This window comes from Streptomyces sp. NPDC002870 (genome assembly GCF_042888505.1).
Taxonomy (GTDB): domain Bacteria; phylum Actinomycetota; class Actinomycetes; order Streptomycetales; family Streptomycetaceae; genus Streptomyces.
The window spans coordinates 16101-34947 of the sequence record NZ_JBIAPW010000053.1 but is presented as its reverse complement, the minus strand read 5'-3'; the positions used below and the strand labels follow the sequence as shown (position 1 = coordinate 34947).

Sequence of the window (18847 nt, the reverse complement as noted above, 5' to 3'; positions counted from 1 at the left end):
CGGCCAAGGCGACGACGCAGTCGGCTCCGTCTCTTCCTGCGGCTCCTCGGGCTGCACCGGCATGGGGCGCAAGCATCCGCGGTGCCGGTAGACGCCCTTCTCGGCGGCTTCGCCCAGGTTGTGCCAGAGATGCCATCGGTCGGCGACCTGGAGGGCCTGCGGGGCGCCGCGGGTGGCTCCTTCGGCGAAGAAGGGTGCCCGGTCACGGCAGATGATCTCGATGCCGGGCCGCTCGGCGAGCCAGGCCGCGAGCGTGTCTGCCTCCCGGTCGGGAAGGAGGTCGACCGGACGACGTGTTTCGACGTCGACGAGCACGGTTCCGTAGATCCGTCCCTTGCGCTGGGCGTATTCATCCACGCCGACCACGCGGGGTGTGGAGGTGACAGGGTCCGGAAGCGAGGCGATCAGCCTCAACAGGGTGTTCCTGCTGACCGGGACCTTGAAAGCATCCGTCATGAGGGCGCCTGCCCGGCCTGCCAGCGCGAGACCGACCGACACCAGCGTCGAACGCAACCGCTCGGTCCGACGTCCGAACCGGCGCGTGAGCCCGGGGACTTGCTCGGCGAAGGTCTTACGCGGGCAGGAGTCCTCCGCGCAGACGAACCGCCGCACTCGTAACGCCACCACGACCAGCTTGCCCGCTGTCGGCAGATCACGAGGAAACCGCAGGTAGGAGCCATGTATTCGCCCCGCCCAGTATCCGCACTCCGGGCAGGCTGCCCGTTCTGCGGTCGTACGAGCCTCGACCTGGACGACCGTTTCGGTCACCTGGACCGACTCCACCAACACGCCCTCGACCGAGGAGAACAGCAGCTCATCCAGCTGCGGCAGCACATCGTTCACGGCGAAGGACTGTCGACCACACCACCATCCAGCCGGGCGATTTTCGGGCGACCTCAGCCGCCATCACACGAAGATCAACAGTCACCCTGCGTACGCAATCACACGAAGTGGACCAGAGCCCACAGTCACGCACAAAGTCACTCCTGCGGCCGCCCCTACGGCACCGCTTGCACGCACGAACATGCCTGCATCCGCTGTCCAATGCTCACGCTCAACCCGAAGAAGCTGCCCCGCCTGGACGAGCTGGAGGAGGACCTCCTCGCACGTCGTGAACGAGCCATCGCGGAGGACTGGCAGGGTGAGGTCGATGGCATCGACCTCACCCTCAGCAGGTCAGCAAGGCGCTCGTCGTCACCAGGATTCTTTGCAGTCGCCCAGGAGGCCAGAGCGCTGCAGTCTCGCTCAGCATGAGGCCGACCTCGCGTCGCGCCGTTGGTGCAGAGAAGATCGGTCAAATACATGGCGTTCATCCCGCCCGCTTTCAGCTCCGCGAACCCCTTCGAGCCGCAGTGCTCCAGGAGCCACCTGACCGGCCACCGGCGATCGAAGAACGCGTGCGTGATCGCCGAGACGGCGAACCCGGCCACGGGCGGCGAGGCGGGCGTCGACCTCGGCGGAGCGGCCGAGGTCGTCCAGGGCCTCGCCCGGCCGTGAGGTGCGGCGCCTCTCGACCGCCTTGACCCCGCGACGCCGGGATGATCCAGCCGAGAGGGCCTAGCCCAGATACCGGGCCACCGCCTCCTCGATCCCCGCCGCGTCCGCACCCTCCGCCGCCCAGGCCACGTATCCGTCGGGCCGTACCAGGACGGTCGTCCGGCGGTCGCCCGCCCAGCGCTCCACGGTCAGCCACCCCTCACGGACACCGGGGCCTTCGTACGTCCCGGGCGTGATCAGCACGAACCGGCCGCCGCGCAGCGCCTCGTAGAGCCGGCCGTCCTTCAGGGCGACGTCGGGGACGCGGGTGCCGGTGAGGCGGTGGGCGCCGCGGGGGGCGGGGTAGGCGTAGCCGATCCCGGTGATCTGACCCAGGGCCTTGCGCTGGACGGGCGGGGCCATGTCGACGAACGCGGAGACAAGGGCGCGGGCGGCACGCAGCAGCGGATTGCGCGCGCGGGCCAGCCGGACCAGTCCGCCACTGCTGCGCAGCACCGCCCTGCCGACCGGGTGGCGCTCGGCCTCGTAGCTGTCGAGGAGCCCTTCGGGCGCCCGGCCCTGGACGGCCGCGGCGAGCTTCCAGCTCAGGTTGGCGGCGTCCTGGAGGCCGGTGTTCATGCCCTGCCCGCCGGCCGGGGAGTGGATGTGCGCGGCGTCCCCGGCGAGGAAGCCCCGCCCGACCCGGTAGTGCGGTGCCTGGCGCTCGTCACTGTGGAAACGGGAGAGCCAGCGGGCGTCGTGCATGCCGTAGTCGGCGCCCAGGGCACGACGGGTGATCTCCTTGACCTCGTCGAGGTCGAGCGGGGCGTCGTCGGAGACCTCGTTGCGGCGGTTCCAGCCCATGACCCGGTACCAGCCGTCGCCGAAGGAGGCGATCATCGCGAAGGCGTCGCCGCGGCCGTTGACGGTGAGGACGCCCTCGGGCTTCTCGGCCAGCCGGACATCGGCCAGGATCAGCGACTTGATGACGGAGACACCGGGAAAGTCCAGGCCGAGCGCCTCCCGCACGGCGCTCCGGTGACCGTCGGCGCCGACGACATAGGCCGCCCGGCGGGTGACGACCGCCCCGTCCGCGCCGCGCACGTCGAGGTCGACCCCCTCGTCGTCCTGCCGCAGCCCCACGACCTCGCTCTCGTACGCGAACTCGACCCCAGACTCCCGGGCCCGCCGCTCCAGGAGCCGCTCGACCTCGTACTGCGGGGTGATGAGCAGGAACGGGAAACGCGAGGGCAGCGTGCTCAGATCGAGGGAGAGGCGGCGGAAGAGCCGCAGGCCGGTGATGGTGTCCCCGGTGGTGAGGAGTTCGTCGGCGAGGCCGCGGGCGTCGAGCTGCTCCAGGGTGCGGGCGTGCACCCCGAAGGCGCGGGAGAGGTTGCTGATCTTGCGCGGCCGCTTCTCGACGAGGGTCACGGTGACGCCGGCTGTGGCGAGGTCACCGGCGAGGAGGAGGCCGGTGGGGCCGGAGCCGACGACGATCACGGTGCGGTGGGTGGCGGTGCCGTTCATGGTGGCCTCCTGTTGCCAACGCCTGCTTGTGCCATCGCCTATTGCCAACAACTGTTGGCCAACGCTCGTTGACGAAGATAGCGAGGCGCCAAGGAGGATGTCAACAGTCGTTGGCAAACAACTGTTGGCGAAACGCTTGTTGACCTACGCCCGTTGGCCTACGCTTGTTGGCATGAACGGCAGCGACAGCACCTCCACGGTTCCCGGCTCCGGCGCCCCCCGCCGCTCCGACGCCACTCGCGGCGCGATCCTCGCGGCGGCCCGCGAGCGCTTCGCGACTGACGGCTACGAGCGAGCCACCATCCGCGCCATCGCCAAGGACGCGAACATCGATCCGTCGATGGTGATGCGGTACTACCGCAACAAGGAGGGCCTCTTCGCGGCGGCCGTCACCATCGACCTGCGGCTGCCGGACGTGAGCGGGGCGGACCGCCGGCAGGACGCGGGGCGGATCCTCGTCGAGCACTTCCTCGACATGTGGGAGAACAACGAGGTCCTCACCGCCCTGCTGCGGGTCGGCGTGACCAACCAGGCCGGGGCGGAGCGCATGCAGGGCATCCTGCGGGACCAGCTTCTGCCGGTCGCCCGGCAGGTGTGCCCCGACCCCGAGCAGGTCCCGGCACGGGCGGCACTCATGGCGTCGCAGCTGCTGGGGCTGGCGCTCACGCGGTACGTGCTGCGGATGCCGCCGGCGGTGGGGCTGGCGCGGGCGGAGATCGTGGTATGGCTGGCACCGACGATCCAGCGGTACCTGACCGCGCCGAGTCCCTGAGGCTTGCCGAGCACTCGTATCCGCCGGGGCCACGGGACCGGTAGGGCGCTGGAAGGCCGCCCAGTAAATGAGACCCGCCGGGCGACGAGAAATTCGGGCCCAGGAGGCCAGCCGAGCGCGAGAACCCGCCGAGCCCCTGACACGCCTAGGCGGTCTCGCACCTCGCTCAACGTAGTGCAGAGAAGTCACGTCGCGGGCCGTGCGCAGTTCCCTGGTGAGGTCCGGTGCCGCATCACGGCCGCTGGAGAAGGCATCCTCCACGTCGAGATGCAGCAGATGCGCCGCCGCGCCGCGCAGCACACGGCGTGCGGTCTTGGACAGCGCCCAGGCCAGGATGACGAAAAGGGCGCTGGCCATCAGCGACACCACGATGTCCCGCACGAACGCCATACTCGCCCGCCCCCGTCCGTCGAGGCGTTCCCCGCAGCACGCCTGCCGGGAATTGTCCCCCTGACCGCTGCCGCGCAGTCACCGTGCGGCAGATGAGCAGACTGTGGTTGGAGATCCATCGGGGCGTCGGCACACAATGATCCATGCCGCTACCGGAGAAGCCTTCATACGCCACAGCCAGACCTCCCCCACCCAGGACAGTGATGCCACCGGACGGTGGATTGCCTGCGACGGGTGGTACGGCGAGCAGCTCCTAGGCCGCGGCCGCTGCCTGGTCGTCGCGTCCGTGGCCATCGACGACGCCGAAGCCGCACCCGTCGTGCACTCGCCGCAGGAACAGACCGGCATCTGGCAGGCGCCGGAACTGAAGTTCGCCCTGTCCAAGAACCGCGCGAACCAGCGTGCAGCTCTGAATACGCTGTTGGGAGCCGGGCGGTGTCCTCCATAGGCGGTGTGCCGTCTACGTGGTGGACAAGGAGTACGCGGTGGCCGCGACTGCCCTTCATTCGTTGATCTGAGGTAGGCGGAGGTGCAGGGTTGTTTCGGTCGTAGGCGTAGGGCGGGGTTGGCGGACTTGCTTGACGAGGATGGTCTCCACCGTGGGGGGCTTGACCCAGGCGGGGACGAGAGCGCCCGGTCCATGGGGCGTGGCGGGGGTCGGGCCCGGCGGCTGCGTGCTGTGCGTGAACGGGGGTCTGTAGCGCCGGGGATTGCGGATCGGTAGTCCGGCGCGTGTGTATCCCGCTGGCGGGAGAGGCGGTTGTGGGCGGAGCCAGGTGCGTGTGAGTCGGGCGCGTTTGTGGGTCTGCGGGCCGTGGATACGCAGGTAGTCGAAGTCTCCAGGTGTCACGGCGAGCTTCAATGTCGGGTTGCCCGCGACTGGTGCGTCCGGCGTGCTGTGTGCGGTGGTGGGAGCCTCCTGGATGCGAATGACGACGGCTGCGGGTGTTCGGGCCGTGTGTGCTGGGGGTGTCGTCTCGTCCGGCACGAGGTGCCTGCGGGAGGCGCGGGTTGGTGGTGGGGCCGTGCCCTTCTCGGCGATGCGGTCCCAGGCCATTTCCCAGCGCTGCACTTTGCGCCGGGACTGGCCCATGGTTTCCATGAAGGCGATGACGTGTTCCCGTGAGGGGATGGCTTCGCCTCGCAGGATGGCGCTCAGGCTGCTCTTGGGCAGGCGGTGATGTCGGCCGTTGGGAGTCCTGCCCGCCTTGTGCTGCAAGGCGCTGAGGGACGGCTGTCCTTCGACGGCGCCGAGCACGCCGGCGCCCGCGCGGTCTCCGCCCGCGACCTCACCGCACTCGGCCGTGGCCGACGGCCCGCGAGCGCCTACTTCGAGGATGCGCTCAGGCTCAGGAAGCCGACCGGGTGCGCGTGATGGACCGCGTCGGGCTGGCCGCCGCGCTACTCGACGAGGGCGAGGTGGAGCGGGGCGCCGCCGCAGCCCAGGAAGCGCTCAACGACGCGGCCCGAGTCGACTCCACCCTCGTGGCCTCCTGGCTCAACGCCCTGCTGGAGGCGGCCCGCCCGTACGAGACGGACGTCGTGGACCAGGTGCGTGCGAGGGCGAAGGATCTCGTTGCCGCCCGGCCGACCACGATCGCGGCCTGAGACCATCGCGGGCATGGCCAAGCACCGCCGACCCGGACCGCCGAACCAGCCGTCGCGAGCCCTCCCGCGCGTCAATGCCGACGAACCGCTCGCGCCGTACAACAGGCGGCGCCGTCCGCCGATGGACCAGTACCGGCGCCACCGCGCCGTGCACGGTGGCGCCGGCCACCTCCGGCCGGACGAGCCGCGCGTTCTGGAGGCGTGGGACGGCTTCACGTATCAGGTGGTCGGCACTGCCCCCGACCTCGCGACGGCCCAGGAGTGGGTGAACGAACTCCAGATCGGCGACGACCCTGCCACGTGATGACCCTGGGCGAGGGCTGTCACGCTTCGTGCTCTCGGAGAAGACGAGCTGCGCGACCGCTTTCGTACCGCGAGCTGTCCGCTCTCGCGTGTGCCGGACTTCAACGTCTCGCCGATGGCGGTGTTCACCGCGGTGGACCCTGCATAGTCCCGCACATTAGGACTTTTGGTGGTTCAACAACGGCGTCACCGTCGTCGCCGACGTCGCGCAGATCGCGGGCAAGGAAATCGTCGTCAAGGACCGCAGATCGTCAACGGGCTGCAGACCAGCCATGAGGTCTACAGCTACTTCCAGGCCGGCGGACAGACCGGGACAGGTCGCTGCTCGTCAAAATCGTGGTTGCACCGGAGTCCGGCACCACGCGCCCCAACATGGGGCCTGTACACATCGCAATCTGTCGCGAACACTGCAATCCGCGGCGGTAGGAGAGGCAATGACCTACTTCCTGGACCTGTCGCCCTACGAGTACGAACCATCCGAGCGCGAAATGCTCAACGTTGGGTGGCTCTCCAGCCAGCATGAATACCCCAAGGGGCTCGTAGCGGACGTAGTAGTGGACGCCCTGAAGATCCTCTGCGCTCATCCCGAGAATCAGATGCGCGGCTACCACCAGTGCGAGTTCTGCCAAGCGCTCGCACCCGCCGTCCTCGGAGGCGAAGACGGGGCAAAGGAGATCTTTCTCGGCTCGGCAGAAGTACATGTTGAAGGAGCTGGAGGCGTTGTCTACGCGGCTCCCAATCTGGTGCTCCACTACATCCTGGAACACCAATACTGTCCGCCTTGGGAGTTTTGCCAAGCAGCGGTCCACAAGGCAGGACTTGCTGCACCCGACGAGCTCACCGTGCTGGAGTAGCCGACGTCGTCGTGCAATGCCTGGCTCGGTGGGAACCTCGTCCCCACCGAGCGCAGATATGCGTGAGCGGACGGGGCAGCACACGTTGGACCAGGCGTCACGGCGCGCACAACGCCTGACTCCACTACGACGCCCACTGCATGCCGAGCGCGTCCAGCTCGGCGATGCGATCAGCGGTGAGGCGGTCTCTGCGGCGCCGGGCGTTGTTGATCCACTGCCCCAAGCGCACCAGGTCTCCGTTCAGGTCCTCGGTATGCCGCTGGGGGACGTCGAGGTGGCCTTCGCGGGTGCGGAAGGCGCGGGCGGCTGCCAGGGCCCGCCGAAAGGCACGCTCGCGTGCCGAAGGCCCGCCTTGGGGAGCTGAGGGGGCTGGCGGGTTGAGGCCCACGTCGGCCAGGAGGCGCTGCTGTTCGGGGTGGAGGCGTTCGGGATGGGTGTCCTGGGTGTGGAGCCACTCCCCCAGGTGGTGTCCGTCGTCGGTGACATGGGTGCGGGGCATGTTGTGGAGGCTGTGGCCGGCTTCGATGTGGCGGCGGGCTGCGCGGTAGGCGCGCTGCCAGGTCAAAGGCCAGGGCGGATTCCACCACGGGTCGAGGTTCTGGAGAGCCTGGGCGCGCGCCGGGGTGAGCTGGTCAGCGCGGTGCGTTGGGTGGCAAGCCAGCGTCCGAGGGCGAAGTCGTCGTGGTGGTGGTCGACGGGGACAGCGAGATGGCCGTGGAGGGCGGCGAAGGCGGCCGCGTGCGCGAGTCCGCGGTCCCAGGCCTGTTGGCGGGGTTCCAGATGATGCTCAGGCGCTCCAGGGCGACGGTGCGGGCAGGGGCGAGGGCGCCGGTGGTGCGGAGGTGGCGTTGCCAGGTGAGCGAGGTGCCGAGGGGGTAGCCGCCATCGTCCTCGTAGGTCTGGGGGACGTCGAGGTGGTGGTGGGTGCGGTGGTAGCGGCGGGCGGCGGTCAGTCCGCGGCGCCATTCGGCGCTTTTGGGAGCGAGGACGCGCAGGGTGAGGGCGAGGGCGACTTCTTCATGGGTGGGGCGGTCGAAGCGGAGCCAGTCGCCGGGCTCGTCTGAGGTGAAGGTGGGGCGGTGGGTGCGGGGGTCTGCGAGGCGAGGCGCATCCGGTTGCGGCCGCCGAAGCCGGCGGTTCAGTTAAACGCCCGAGAGCGACGGGTCTCGAGTCACGTGCGGAGCCAGCCCAGCCACCCGTTCTGGCGGCGTTGACGTTCCGCTTCGGCTTCAGCTTCGGCCCGTTCCCGCGCTGCGTGTTCACGGCTGCTGCGGCACGGCAGGCACTCGCTGCCCGTCACGAGACCGGCTTCTTCGTTCGGGTAGACGTGGCGCCCACAGGCCGGGCACCGCCACTTCGACGCCTCCCACAGACGCCACTCCTCCTCCCGCTCCAGGCGATTGGCCTCTTCAAAAGCCTGGCGAGCGGCGCGGCGCTGATCGTCACGGACGCTGTAGCCACGGTAGTCGTCGGGGTTGTCGAGCGCCTCGGTCAGGGTCTCGACAGCGTTGTGGCCGTAGCGCCACCACACCGGCCCGTGTGGGCCCTTCGCCGCCAGCGCGGTCAGCGTGGTAACCAGCACGGGCACGGTGCCGTCGTAGTCGCGGTAGCCGTCCCGCTCGCCGGAGTCGCTGGTGTAGCCGGTGTTCCACTGGCCCCGCCAGTGCTCGCGGGAGAGACGGCCCACTTCCCGCACACGTTCCCGCATCGCCTGCGGCCCGACCTGCTTGGTGAACACGATCGCGACGGGCGGGAACCCCTCGCGGCCGGAGTCCTCCCAGAGCGTCGACCACAACGCGGCATCCCGGCCACGGTGGTCTTTCACCTGGCGCTGGAAGAACTTCCGGTAGCGGGCGATCTTGTCGGCCACCTCGTCCGGGGATTCGGTGCCGTTGTCGACCTCCACGAACAGCACCGGCATTCCGTCCTCCGGCGCAGTCAGAACCGCATCAGTGCGCAAGCTGCCCCGGCCCGGCGCGGCAAACGTGCCGGCGACGGGGAGGGCGACCTCCGTGGTCCAGCCGCGCAGCTCGCCCAGCCCTCGTGGACGCACCCGCAGCGGCATGTCCGGTGCCGACTGCGGCGGGATCGACACCGCGCCCCGAGGTGGCGATTTGCGGCGGGCGACTGGCTTCGTCGCAACTAGCGGGGACTGCCGGAACGCGTCGATCGTGTCCGTCACCTTCAGCGCGTGCGCCGCCCCGGCCTTCGCCGCATCCCGGGCCGTCCCGCCCATCTCGCGCAGCGGCCGGTCCAGTTCGGTCGCGGCCGCCGCGAGACCGGCCGACGTCAGGTTCCACAGCTGCTCGGTCACCACCTGCCCCGAGCTGCCCAGGTGGCTGGTCGAACCGACCGACTCCGTCAGCCCCGCTCTGCACAGGTCTTTGCATGCGTTGCGGACCGTCTGCGTATCCGCCGTCCCCGGCAGCACCAACTGCCGCAGCTGCGCGACCGTGGCGACCTTCACCACACCCAGCGCCAGCAGCACCAGCCTCCGCGACCGCGCCGTCGACCCGTACTTCCACCGCCGCGTCCCGCTCACCACAAACCCCGCCCTTCCCGCCCTGCCTCTGTCTCCGTCCGCACCACGCCCGCCATGCCCCTCACCGGCCTCCCCCGCAGCGGCCGCCCCGCCGAGAGCACCAGCGGAAGCCCTGGGGCTGGGGCGGGCCCCCGGGGCACCATCGCGCCCCTGCACGACCAACTCCACCACCCCTCACTGACAAATAAGGACGGGAGTAAAGGGGTGTCGAGGCGCCCGCAGCACCCGAAACTGTGCTCTGACCTGCACAGATGCGATCTCGCGGACAGGAGATCGCTATAGGGCGGACTGTAGGGGCGACTGTAGGGAGCGCTGTAGCGCAAAACATGCGGCTCCAACCGGGCTTGCCCGGCACTCCACAGCTAACCGGACACAGGCGGCTCCCCGTCCTGGCGGCCCGGGCCCGGCCTCCCGTCCCGGCCGTCTGCCTGCCTGCCTGCCTGCCGGTCATCGTCGTCATGCGTCAACTCCCTCTCCTAGCGCTCTCCGTCGGCCCGTACCCGCCTGCTCGCGCTCAACAGGGTGCTGGCCGGCAGCCCGAGCACCCACGGCTGCCAACTGCACGCCTGTCACGCGAGAGCCGGCATGCATCGTGGACTTCGCCCCTTGTCCGCGGTCTGTTCGCCAGGGCCGGCGAGCCTGGTCCAGGGAAAACGCGCTACTGAGGCAGGCCTGACCAAGGGGCCGGTCGCTCACAGCCCGTACCGGGCGGCGACGGCGGACAAGGGGCAGGAGAGGGATTTGCGCACCGGCTCCGTGCGGTGCGCATCGCCCGGGTCAGTGCGCACGCAGGTGCGCACCGGACAGCTGCGCAATGCGCAGACAGCGCCTCAACGCCTCGACAGGTACCGGATGAGCGAACGGACCGCGGGCCCCTTGCGCTCGCGTCGCCAGCGTTCTATTGCCTCGGGGCAGGGATGTCGATGCCCCGAGGCGAGCCACGCGGTGCGGAGCGCGGGCGCAGTCGGGCCCAGACAGCATTGGGCACTCATGCGCACCGGCTCCGTGCGGTGCGCACCACGCCAGTGCGCATGCGATGCGCGCACCGTGAGGCGCGCGATGCGCCGCATCGTCCGCACACATTGCGCAGTGGGTGCGCACGCCGCTCTTCACACCGGGCATCGGTGCGGCGGCCGAGGCATACGCGCAGCCGTCCCAACTGGCAAGCGGCGTTGCCGATGCGGCCCTGCCAGGAGCGGGCTGATGCAACACCCCTACCGCCCCGGAGGACCCACAACCGCCTGACCGCCCCCCGGTACGACAGGACGCCCGCACCACCGCCGGTGTGCGCGGGCGTCCTACTGTGTGAGGGGCACCGCCCTCCGACCGACGAGCAAGGAGCTTCAGGGCCGTGAATGTCGAGATCCCCTCGCAGGTACGCGACACCGCCACCCAACTCGGGGCTGGCGTCTCCTACGCCCTGAAGGTGGTGGCTGGCCAGCTGGCCGACGACCCGGACATGGGCCAGCCCTCGGGCCTGCCGGGCATCCTCACCGTGACCATCGGCGGCGACCTGTTTGAGGACTGTCCTGCCCTGGCCATCGGCTACATCCGCGAGCCCGATCGGATTGAGATCCGGTACGTGAACGCGGCCCCCTCCGCCGAGCCCACCGCGGACGCCCAGGACCAGGATGAGGAACTGGAGCAGCCTGCCGATCCGGCCGCCGCCGCGATCACCGTACGGGAGGTCGCCGATGCCTGGCGGCGCATCACCGGCTGGCTCCAGCACAACGCCCCCGACTCCTACGCTGCACTCCGCGCCGGCGCCAGCCCCGCCGACATCGCCGCCCTGGAAGACGACCTCGGCATCCGGATACCCGTCGAGCTGCACGTCCTGTGGCTGCTGACCTCGGGCGACGACGGGGGCCATGGCTGGGGATGCCTTCCGGGAAATAGGGCTCTGATGACCCTGGACGCTGTGGCCGCCGCCTACCGGCTGAAGATGGACGCCCAGGCCCACGAGGACACCCGCAACGCCCGCCGCCCCGAGGACGAGCGGATCACCGTGTGGAAGGCAACCCGGATTCCGGTTGTCGCTTTGAGCCCGGCTGACAGCACCTCGGGCCTGTACCTGGACGCCGAGAGTGGCTACTTGGGCCGGTGGTCCCGCTACAACGAAGGCCCCGGTGAAGTACTCGACACGTTGGTCACCTACCTGGAAGAGGCTGCCGACATGCTCGAAGCCCCGGCCCTGGCCACGCGGGACAAGCCCGGCCTGATCGGCGGGGCGCTGGTCTGGCTCAGCAGTATCGACCCGGCACAGGAAGACCGGTGGCAGCCCTGGACCGGCTGACCACGTACGAGAGGGGGCCAGCCCTGCGGGCTGGCCCCCCTTCCGGCTTTCACGTGCTGGTGCTCAGGCTATGTATCTTGCGCCAGGTGCAGGTAGTTGCGGTTGACGTGCAGTGCTCGAACCCCGGAAGGGTTACGAAGAACCCGTCACCGTCCAGCATCCGCCACACCGGGACCGGGAACCCGGTGAACGCCTTCTGGTTCTGCACGCTCGGGATCGCCGCACGCCCGCACCGCTCCGTACCGCTCGGCCCGTTCGTCGCCGTGCGGGTGTCCGCGAGGATGCCGAAGTTCGCCGAGCCGTCGCCCATCTTGTCGGTGAACAACTGGGCGCACTTGGTGCCCGACGTCACCAGGTTCACGCTCTTCGGGTAACCGCCGGACTCGTGCGTCGAGGCCATCGCGTACTCGTCACAGTCGACCGACCCCACCGACGTATCGGATGGGTGCACACTCCAGGAGGAGTTGGTACCACACACGACGTTACGGCTGTTGTCCGAATTCCACGGATTGCCGGCGCTGTTCTTCACCGGGGTGTCCGGGCCCAGGTAGTGCATCAGCGAGTCCCACCGCTTCGAGCCGGCGTGATCGGGCATCACCTGCTGCATGTACCAGTAGTACGCCCCGGCTGCCGGGTACAGGTTGGTGTCCACCGTCCAGGTCGGCTTGAAGAACGGCAGCACACAGCCCGGCGCCGAGGGCTTGAGGTAGTCGTCGCAGCGCGGCGCGAGTTCCCGTACCTCTTTGATCCCGGAGGTTCCGAAGTCCGCCGTCGCGCTCGCGGTGTTGCTGGCGTCCACGGTCGCGGTCACCGACCAGCCCAGGTCGATGGTCTCCTTGCCCGTACCGTTCCACTGCGTCGTTACCCGGCCCCAGCGGTCACCGTACGGCGGAGTGGTGCCGTCCACGTCCCAGTACGCGGTCGGCCCGGCGTTGTTGGCCTGCCCGTCCGTCCATTTCACGTTCGACGTCACACACGAGCCGCACGTGGACCCGACGTTCCACTTCATCGTGACGCCTTTCAGCGCCTGGTCGATCGAGACCGGCACGATGGCGATCGCCTGATCGAACTCCGCGAAGTCCGACCCGGACGCGCCCTTGTTCGGGTACGCCTTGATCCGCTGCTCGAAGTCGAACGTCGCCGTGCCGATCTGCGCCGACTGGTCCGCGTCGATGAACACCAGCGTCCCGGACCCGATGTTCTTCAGGCACGCTTCGGTGCGGTTCACGTAGTCCTTGCCGACCGGCTTGTCCCAGCACCAGTCGACCAGCTCCACAGCTGGCGCGACAGCGGCAGCCGCAGCCGCCGCGGCAGGAGACTTGCCCGCCTTGCGGGCCTTGGCGACCTCAGCCTTGCGCAGCGCCTCAGCCCGCGCTTTCGCCCGCTTCTCGGACTCCGCCGTGGGAGGGGACAGCTCGACGCACAGCTTGCGCCCCTTCGCGTCTTCCCTACCGCAGGTAAGCGGCTTGGCCGCCTGCCGCTTCACCGCACCGTTCGCGGCAAACGTCGGCAGCGCCGGACCCGGATCGGTCCGGTTCAGCTCGATGATCTCCTGAGCGTCGGAGTCGATCGTCGACGACGTCTGCGCCGCGGGGAACTTCACGTACGGCTCGATACGGAAGTCCGCCCACGGCGACCAGGTCGTCTCGTAGAGACTGCCGTCGAAGGCGGAGGTGCGGAACTTGTACAGCACGCCGGGCTTCAGCTTGCCGTACGGCACCGGCACCTTCGCCAAGCCGCCCGAGGCCACATACGGCGACACCAGCACCCCGTGCTGACCCGGCCCGTCGAGGTCGACCTGCGCCTTCGGGGTACCGTCCGCGTTCGTGGTGTACACCTGGAACGTCAGGTTCGCGGTGTCGCCGTCCGCGTCGGTCACAGTGTTCCGCAGCACCACCTGCGGAGTGATGACCCGCCAGACGGTGCCCGACTTGGAGAACTTGGGGCCGGCCGACGGGGTCCTGCCCGACACCGGCCGCTCACCACCAGCGGCGATGGCCGCGAGGTCCTGCGGCCCGGCTGCTGCCACCGCCGCCGGGGAAGCCCCCAGGCCGGGCGAAGGCGGCGTGGGGGCCGCTGCTGCACTGCCCACCCCCGCCAGTAGCGCCAGCGCGGCACCAGCGGCAACATGCCGCCACGCCGACGCACGTAAGAGTCTCACTTCTTCAATCCCCCCGTGAACTTGTGAGTTGTACATGCCAGCCGTAACCCCATCACGCCCACGCGCAAAGCAACATGGCCGAGATCACGGTTTGCTGGGCGGAAACGCATTCAGGCCAAGGGGTCATGCCAGCGTCGGAGAGGCACGGCGGGCCATCTCCTGCGCGGCGCGCAGCGCCTCGTCCACCCATGCCATGTCCCCCTCGGCCACCTCGGCCCACAGGGGGTGGAAGGCCGCCATCACGGTGGTCACCTCGGCCGATCCAAAGCGCGGCACCAGTTCCCATGCCAGCACCCGAGAGGCCAACGCCGGCACCCTGCGCACCGCCCGCTCACTGCCCGCCCCTGCCAGCACGAGTGCCGTATCCGTGTCCGGGTGGTCCCACAGCCCACGGAGATACTCCAGCGCCGGCACCGGCAGGCGCTGTGCCTCGTCCAGCACCAGCACCCGCGGCTTCCTGAGCGCCTCCCCCGTGCCGTGCGGGAGGCGTTTGTCCATGTCGAGTGCGTCGGCCAGCGCACGACGCAGCTCCGGCACCGTCGGGTGCACGCTCACATGGACCCTTGACAGTGACAGCCCCATCCCGCTGACCCCACTGACCAGGCACGGAACAACCCACACCAGACCACCATGACCGACCCTCACACCACCGACACCAAACCACGAGATCGCATGGAAGGAGTCACGGTCGCCGCCGAGGATCTTGTAGGCGTCGGATGGAGAAGGATGAAACGGGTCGTATGGACGAGCGGAGAATCCGTCGGATGCCGACGAACCACTCCGAAGAGCTTCCGGTAGGACCGGTTCGACAGCACCACATCCCAGGCGCAGCCGTACACGACGCACGGGTGGTCGATCCCGTCGATCAGTCGCTGCTAGACGACCAGTTCCGCGGTGGGCACCTCGCTCGCGGGCGGAAGGGGGGGCAGGTGTCCCGTCAGCTGGTAGAGGTTGACCCTGTTGGCCGCTCAGCCTGTCAGCCAAGTTGACAACGCCCGCTCGAACCATGGCCATCGGGCCCGGCACGCGCGCTGTGCCGGGCCCGACAGGTACACAAGGTCAGTTGGTGGTGCAGGCGGAGACAGCCACGCCGGGCACGTCCACGGTGACGGTTTCCGGGCCGACGACGATCGTCTTCTGCTGACCGTCCGTACCGGTGCCGGTGGCGGTCACCTTGATTGACGCGCCGGCGGCGGTGTCGGAGGTGATGGTGAGGGCGGCGCCGAGCTGGCCCGCGGGGCACGCGAGCTGGGTCAGGACGACGGGCTGCACGGAGTCGGCTGTGGTGGCCTCCGCCTTGAGGGTGACGTTCAGCATCGGGGTGGACGGGGTACAGGTCGAGTCAATGCACACCTGAACTGGGACGGCGGGGAGGCCGACCGGGCCGACGGTGAGGGTGGCGGTGTGGGGAGCCGCCGAAGCCGGGGTGGCGAGGGCCAGGGGCAGCACGCCGAGCGCGATCACACCGAGCATCCTGGCACCGCGTCGCTGAGTATTCATGGCTCTCCAATTCGATGTACGGCGACTGTCGCCGGACGCGCTGAGGCTGGCATTGCGGAAAGCAGGCGGTCAAGGAATTCGAAAAACTGCAGACTGCACACGGCCGGACGGCTTCAGAATGCGACAATCCGGACACCGATGGGTGATTACCCGTATTTTTCAGGCATGTTGCTGCCGGGGCCGGAGCGGTCGAACTCTCCGGGCCCGGCATGGCCACTTCGCGTTCACTTCACATTCCATTTCAGCGGTCATGAAAACTCCGCGTTAGCGGACAACTGACCTCCCCGAAAGGGGGCGCGCCCTGATCCGGTACCGGGCGACCTCGGTCAGGCCGTCCAGGTCCGCGACGATCGCCACCTCGCCGTGCGCGGCACGCAACCACACCGCGCGGCCGGCCAGTTCGGGCGGCATTGGGTACCGCACCCCGTCGTAGTCGACAGTGTGGTCGTCGCCCACCGTGACCGGGCGCCCCACCTCCGCGGCGTACGGGGCGTCCGGCAGCGGGTGCAGCAGGCCCCGCTCCACCGCCAGCATGTGCCGCGGAATGCGGTGCGCGGCGCGCCCGGAGCACCCGGAAGGCCCGGGCGTTCCGCCGCTGTTGGCCTGCTCGGCGAAGGCGGCGCAGGCGGCCCATAGTCCCGCGAAGGACCGGTACTCCCGGCGCAGCTCGGCCTCGGCGGGCACCAGGTCCGCCGGAGCGATTCGCACATCCGACAGCCGGGCCCCGCCGGGCCGCTCCGGATCGTACGGGGCGCATGCCCGGACCTGCGCGCCGTAGTACCGTCCGGCGGCGACCAGGTCCGGGTGGCGGATGCCGATACCGCGGCGCGGCCGGGTGAGCAGATAGGTCGGCACGCCGCCCATCGCCTGGAGGGTGGCGTCCAGACAGCAGGTCAGGGTGGCGAGTGTCTGGTCCAGGCAGGGGATCACGACCCGGAAGCGCGACCAGGCCAGCCAGGCGCAGAACAGCGCGGTGCGGCGCCGTTCACCGCCCGGCCCCGGTACCGCGGGCCCCTCGCTCCAGTCGAATTGCAGCCACAGGCCCGGCTCAGGGATCCAGGGCCGGTAGGTACGGGGCTCCCCCGCCCGTCGGCGGGCCTTGGCCTCGGCCACGGCACGCCGGGTGGTGCGTTCACTCCCGGTGTAGCCCATGGTCACCAGCCGCTGATGGGCCCGTATGGCGCTGATGTGCTCTTCGGAACGGTCCACCCATTCCTCGATCTTCTCCATGAACGCGTCGGTCTCCCGGGACCGGCGGGACGGACCGGTCACCGGACGCCCCGCCTCCCGGGCCGCCACATAGCGTCGTACGGTTTTCGGATCGCATCCGGCGACCTGGGCGGCCGAATGCGCGCACCCGGTGGCGTCATAAGCCACCAGAATTTCGATGATTTCCCTTCCCGACTTCTTCACGATCGCTCCAGGGAGTCGCGAAGGAACGCAGGACAGGGCACGGAAATGACATACGCACAACAGATGAACATCGGGATTGCTTTCTATTGCGAACTGAAAGGGAGCGGCGGCGCGTTGGTCGCGGCGTTGTCAACTCGGCTGACAGGCTGAGCTCCTGGGGCGATCCTCGGGTCGTTGGGTATCGGGAGGGGACGTCGTGTCGCCGTCGTACAAGGGCTACCGGTTCCCGGCGGAGGTCATTGCACGGTGGGTGGCTGTATCACCGCTTTGAGGAAGGGGAGCGGGGGTGCGGTCGGGGAGAGCAGCGACAGTGCGCCCAAGGCCCCAGCCGCGATCAAACCGCGAGGCAGCAGATCAGGGCATGGTGTAGCGGGCCTTGCGGAGGCCAGCTATTGGCCACAAGTGGTGCAGCACCAGATCAGTGCGGCCTGTGCCCGGTGCGCCACCGGCACCCGGAGTTGGGGTGTTGAGGTAGGCCGCCAGTTCGTGCAGCCAACGGTGGGCCTGCTCGGGGGTGATGCGCCCCTCCGAGGTCAGTGCGGTCAGCACCGGCTCCCAGCGACCGTCGGCCGCGCGTTGTCTCAGATAGTCCACGACCTTCCTGGCGGATACTGGCTGGAGGGCGATCCAGGCCGCATCCCGCAGGTGATAGCCCCGAGCGGCCAGAGCCGCGTACCGGTCATCGCGGCAAGTGACCACCACGGGGGCGGGGCCGCGACCGTGGGCCAGGTCGTTGAGGGCCATCAACGCGGCACGGGCCCGCGGTGGACTCGCTCACACGTCGGGCACCGCCCGCCTTTCCGCTGGCTGGTAGCCGTCGCTCACCGTGTCGGGGTGACGTCCGTACCGCAGGACGGCCACTCCCATGACTCCTGCCAGCGCTCCAACTCGTCCCGGACCGCGTGATCCTTGAGGGCGTAGGCGGCTTCGCGCTCCTGGCGGCGCTGTTCGTCGCGGGCGAGGTAGTCCTCGCGAGTGTTGGTGTTGGTGAGGGCCGTCGGTGAGGGTCTGCCATTCGGCGCGGCCGAAGCGCCACCAGATCGGACCGTGAGGGCCCTTGGCTTTCAGCTGGCCGAGATGGGTGGCGATGACGGGGACGGTGCCGTCGAAGCTCCGCCAGCCCTCGCGCTCCTCCCCCTCCGGCGCGACGGACCAGCCGTGGTCGCTCTCCCACCGGCCCTTCCAGCACGGCCGGGACGCATCGCGGATCGCCTTCATCCGGTTCAATCGCGCCTTAGGGCCGACGTCCTCGGCGAACACCAAGGCGACGGACGGAAAGCCGCCGCGGCCAGAGTCCTCCCACAGCGTCGACCACATCGCCACGTCACGGCCCCGGTGGTCTTTCACCTGGCGCTGGAAGAACTTCTGGTAACGCACTTCTGGTAACGCTCGATCTTGCGTGCGACGACGGCGGCCGGTTCGGCCTTTGTCGGCGTAGCGAACGTGCCGGTTACGGGGAGGGCGACCTCGGTCTCCCAGCCCCGCAGGTGTCCCAGACCCGGTGGCCGCACCGGCACCCCTCGCGGCTGTGCCGGCAGGCCTGGGACGCCGGTGTCCATAGGCCGGCGGGCGATGGGCTTGGTCGCCAGCGGCGGCGACTGGCGGAACGCGTCGATCGTGTCCGTCACCGCAAGCGCGTGCGCGGCACCGGCCTTCGCCGCACCCCGGGCGGTGCCGCCCATCTCCCGCACCGGTCGGCCCAACTCAGCCGCCGCCGCAGCCAGACCCGCGGGGGTCAAGTTCCACAGCTGCTGTGCGACCGGCTGTCCAGCCTTGCCCGGACGGGTTGTCTTACCGACGGACTCCACCAGCCCGGCATGGCGCAGGTCCTTGCACGCGTTGCGCACCGTCTGCGCATCCGCCGTACCCGGCAGGCGTCTTGCGCAGAGCCGTACGCATGGCTCAGTTGCGACCAATCCGTCATGCGCGAATCCAACCAGGTTGAGCGAGACGGGCGGTCCAGCTGAGCCACTTCTGGTCACAGCGCCTTCATGGCGCTCACCGCAAA

Annotated in this window: 21 protein-coding genes and 1 pseudogene; 10 read left to right on the top strand and 12 right to left on the bottom strand. The window is 69.4% G+C overall.

Annotation, left to right across the window (positions count from 1 at the left end):
- Positions 1–843, bottom strand: an 843-nt coding sequence (locus ACFYWY_RS36460; RefSeq protein WP_389195255.1) for an ISL3 family transposase, incomplete at its 3' end; no start/stop codon positions are given.
- 201 nt (positions 844–1044) lie between these two features.
- On the opposite strand from ACFYWY_RS36460, the gene ACFYWY_RS36455 reads away from it, so the two are divergent.
- Together ACFYWY_RS36455 and ACFYWY_RS36450 are read left to right on the top strand one after the other, a co-directional pair.
- Positions 1045–1254, top strand: a complete 210-nt coding sequence (locus ACFYWY_RS36455; RefSeq protein ID WP_389195252.1) for a hypothetical protein — start codon at positions 1045–1047, stop codon at positions 1252–1254.
- A gap of 48 nt (positions 1255–1302) precedes the next feature.
- On the top strand, positions 1303–1497 hold the full coding sequence (locus ACFYWY_RS36450; RefSeq protein ID WP_389195249.1) for a hypothetical protein: 195 nt from the start codon (positions 1303–1305) through the stop codon (positions 1495–1497).
- 60 nt (positions 1498–1557) lie between these two features.
- On the opposite strand, the gene ACFYWY_RS36445 is transcribed toward ACFYWY_RS36450, so the two are convergent.
- Positions 1558–3003, bottom strand: a complete 1446-nt coding sequence (locus tag ACFYWY_RS36445; protein ID WP_389195247.1) for an FAD-dependent monooxygenase — start codon at positions 3001–3003, stop codon at positions 1558–1560.
- Positions 3004–3175: 172 nt separating this feature from the next.
- Here ACFYWY_RS36445 and ACFYWY_RS36440 point away from each other — a divergent pair, with 172 nt between their 5' ends.
- The 6 genes from ACFYWY_RS36440 (at position 3176) to ACFYWY_RS36415 (ending at position 6930) form a co-directional block, all read left to right on the top strand.
- Positions 3176–3775: a TetR family transcriptional regulator gene (locus ACFYWY_RS36440; RefSeq protein ID WP_389195244.1), complete on the top strand. Its 600-nt coding sequence runs from the start codon at positions 3176–3178 to the stop codon at positions 3773–3775.
- A gap of 676 nt (positions 3776–4451) precedes the next feature.
- Entirely contained in the window at positions 4452–4613 is a 162-nt protein-coding gene (locus tag ACFYWY_RS36435) for a hypothetical protein (RefSeq protein WP_389195241.1), read from the top strand.
- Between the two features lie 762 nt (positions 4614–5375).
- Positions 5376–5540, top strand: coding sequence for a hypothetical protein (locus tag ACFYWY_RS36430; RefSeq protein WP_389195238.1), 165 nt, complete (start codon positions 5376–5378; stop codon positions 5538–5540).
- Entirely contained in the window at positions 5540–5773 is a 234-nt protein-coding gene (locus tag ACFYWY_RS36425; RefSeq protein WP_389195236.1) for a hypothetical protein, read from the top strand. The genes ACFYWY_RS36430 and ACFYWY_RS36425 overlap by 1 nt, the downstream gene beginning before the upstream one ends.
- A gap of 13 nt (positions 5774–5786) precedes the next feature.
- Positions 5787–6077 carry a DUF6087 family protein gene (locus ACFYWY_RS36420; RefSeq protein WP_389195235.1) on the top strand — a complete coding sequence of 97 codons (291 nt, stop codon included), beginning with the start codon at positions 5787–5789 and terminating at the stop codon, positions 6075–6077.
- A gap of 433 nt (positions 6078–6510) precedes the next feature.
- Positions 6511–6930 (top strand): hypothetical protein, encoded by a 420-nt coding sequence (locus ACFYWY_RS36415; protein ID WP_389195232.1) that lies wholly within the window; start codon positions 6511–6513, stop codon positions 6928–6930.
- A 124-nt stretch (positions 6931–7054) separates the two neighbouring features.
- On the opposite strand, the gene ACFYWY_RS36410 is transcribed toward ACFYWY_RS36415, so the two are convergent.
- From ACFYWY_RS36410 to ACFYWY_RS36395, 4 genes and pseudogenes are all read right to left on the bottom strand, one after another.
- Positions 7055–7429 carry a helicase associated domain-containing protein gene (locus ACFYWY_RS36410; protein WP_389195229.1) on the bottom strand — a complete coding sequence of 125 codons (375 nt, stop codon included), beginning with the start codon at positions 7427–7429 and terminating at the stop codon, positions 7055–7057.
- A 62-nt stretch (positions 7430–7491) separates the two neighbouring features.
- The gene (locus ACFYWY_RS36405) at positions 7492–7896 is read right to left on the bottom strand and encodes a helicase associated domain-containing protein (RefSeq protein WP_389195227.1); all 405 of its coding nucleotides are present in this window, start codon (positions 7894–7896) and stop codon (positions 7492–7494) included.
- Positions 7779–8072: pseudogene (locus ACFYWY_RS36400) on the bottom strand (helicase associated domain-containing protein); the annotation flags it as partial. The pseudogene ACFYWY_RS36400 and the gene ACFYWY_RS36405, both read right to left, overlap by 118 nt.
- Positions 8073–8101: 29 nt before the next feature.
- Entirely contained in the window at positions 8102–9472 is a 1371-nt protein-coding gene (locus ACFYWY_RS36395; protein ID WP_389195224.1) for a replication-relaxation family protein, read from the bottom strand.
- Between the two features lie 1351 nt (positions 9473–10823).
- On the opposite strand from ACFYWY_RS36395, the gene ACFYWY_RS36390 reads away from it, so the two are divergent.
- A complete protein-coding gene (locus tag ACFYWY_RS36390) occupies positions 10824–11765 on the top strand; it encodes a hypothetical protein (RefSeq protein ID WP_389195221.1) in 942 nt (313 codons plus the stop codon).
- 49 nt (positions 11766–11814) lie between these two features.
- Here ACFYWY_RS36390 and ACFYWY_RS36385 read toward each other — a convergent pair whose 3' ends face one another.
- The 5 genes from ACFYWY_RS36385 to ACFYWY_RS36365 all read right to left on the bottom strand — a co-directional run bounded on the left by ACFYWY_RS36385 (position 11815) and on the right by ACFYWY_RS36365 (position 17583).
- Positions 11815–13926 carry a hypothetical protein gene (locus ACFYWY_RS36385; RefSeq protein ID WP_389195218.1) on the bottom strand — a complete coding sequence of 704 codons (2112 nt, stop codon included), beginning with the start codon at positions 13924–13926 and terminating at the stop codon, positions 11815–11817.
- 123 nt (positions 13927–14049) lie between these two features.
- Positions 14050–14508, bottom strand: coding sequence for an AAA family ATPase (locus ACFYWY_RS36380; RefSeq protein ID WP_389195215.1), 459 nt, complete (start codon positions 14506–14508; stop codon positions 14050–14052).
- Between the two features lie 477 nt (positions 14509–14985).
- Positions 14986–15426: a hypothetical protein gene (locus ACFYWY_RS36375; protein ID WP_389195212.1), complete on the bottom strand. Its 441-nt coding sequence runs from the start codon at positions 15424–15426 to the stop codon at positions 14986–14988.
- 264 nt (positions 15427–15690) lie between these two features.
- Positions 15691–16839, bottom strand: a complete 1149-nt coding sequence (locus ACFYWY_RS36370; protein ID WP_389195209.1) for an IS21 family transposase — start codon at positions 16837–16839, stop codon at positions 15691–15693.
- Between the two features lie 354 nt (positions 16840–17193).
- Positions 17194–17583 (bottom strand): hypothetical protein, encoded by a 390-nt coding sequence (locus ACFYWY_RS36365; RefSeq protein ID WP_389195207.1) that lies wholly within the window; start codon positions 17581–17583, stop codon positions 17194–17196.
- A gap of 343 nt (positions 17584–17926) precedes the next feature.
- Here ACFYWY_RS36365 and ACFYWY_RS36360 point away from each other — a divergent pair, with 343 nt between their 5' ends.
- Positions 17927–18211: a hypothetical protein gene (locus ACFYWY_RS36360; RefSeq protein WP_389195204.1), complete on the top strand. Its 285-nt coding sequence runs from the start codon at positions 17927–17929 to the stop codon at positions 18209–18211.
- Here ACFYWY_RS36360 and ACFYWY_RS36355 read toward each other — a convergent pair.
- Positions 18183–18686, bottom strand: coding sequence for a hypothetical protein (locus tag ACFYWY_RS36355; RefSeq protein ID WP_389195201.1), 504 nt, complete (start codon positions 18684–18686; stop codon positions 18183–18185). The two genes, ACFYWY_RS36360 and ACFYWY_RS36355, sit on opposite strands and share 29 nt — an antisense overlap.
- Between the last annotated feature and the right edge of the window lie 161 nt (positions 18687–18847).

Coding starts and splice junctions, on each gene's coding strand:
- ACFYWY_RS36455 (WP_389195252.1), top strand. CDS start 1,045: ATGCTCACGCTCAACCCGAAGAAGCTGCCCCGCCTGGACGAGCTGGAG.
- ACFYWY_RS36450 (WP_389195249.1), top strand. CDS start 1,303: ATGGCGTTCATCCCGCCCGCTTTCAGCTCCGCGAACCCCTTCGAGCCG.
- ACFYWY_RS36445 (WP_389195247.1), bottom strand. CDS start 3,003: ATGAACGGCACCGCCACCCACCGCACCGTGATCGTCGTCGGCTCCGGC.
- ACFYWY_RS36440 (WP_389195244.1), top strand. CDS start 3,176: ATGAACGGCAGCGACAGCACCTCCACGGTTCCCGGCTCCGGCGCCCCC.
- ACFYWY_RS36425 (WP_389195236.1), top strand. CDS start 5,540: ATGGACCGCGTCGGGCTGGCCGCCGCGCTACTCGACGAGGGCGAGGTG.
- ACFYWY_RS36420 (WP_389195235.1), top strand. CDS start 5,787: ATGGCCAAGCACCGCCGACCCGGACCGCCGAACCAGCCGTCGCGAGCC.
- ACFYWY_RS36415 (WP_389195232.1), top strand. CDS start 6,511: ATGACCTACTTCCTGGACCTGTCGCCCTACGAGTACGAACCATCCGAG.
- ACFYWY_RS36410 (WP_389195229.1), bottom strand. CDS start 7,429: ATGCCCCGCACCCATGTCACCGACGACGGACACCACCTGGGGGAGTGG.
- ACFYWY_RS36405 (WP_389195227.1), bottom strand. CDS start 7,896: ATGGCGCCGCGGACTGACCGCCGCCCGCCGCTACCACCGCACCCACCA.
- ACFYWY_RS36380 (WP_389195215.1), bottom strand. CDS start 14,508: ATGGGGCTGTCACTGTCAAGGGTCCATGTGAGCGTGCACCCGACGGTG.
- ACFYWY_RS36375 (WP_389195212.1), bottom strand. CDS start 15,426: ATGAATACTCAGCGACGCGGTGCCAGGATGCTCGGTGTGATCGCGCTC.
- ACFYWY_RS36365 (WP_389195207.1), bottom strand. CDS start 17,583: ATGGCCCTCAACGACCTGGCCCACGGTCGCGGCCCCGCCCCCGTGGTG.
- ACFYWY_RS36360 (WP_389195204.1), top strand. CDS start 17,927: ATGACGGGGACGGTGCCGTCGAAGCTCCGCCAGCCCTCGCGCTCCTCC.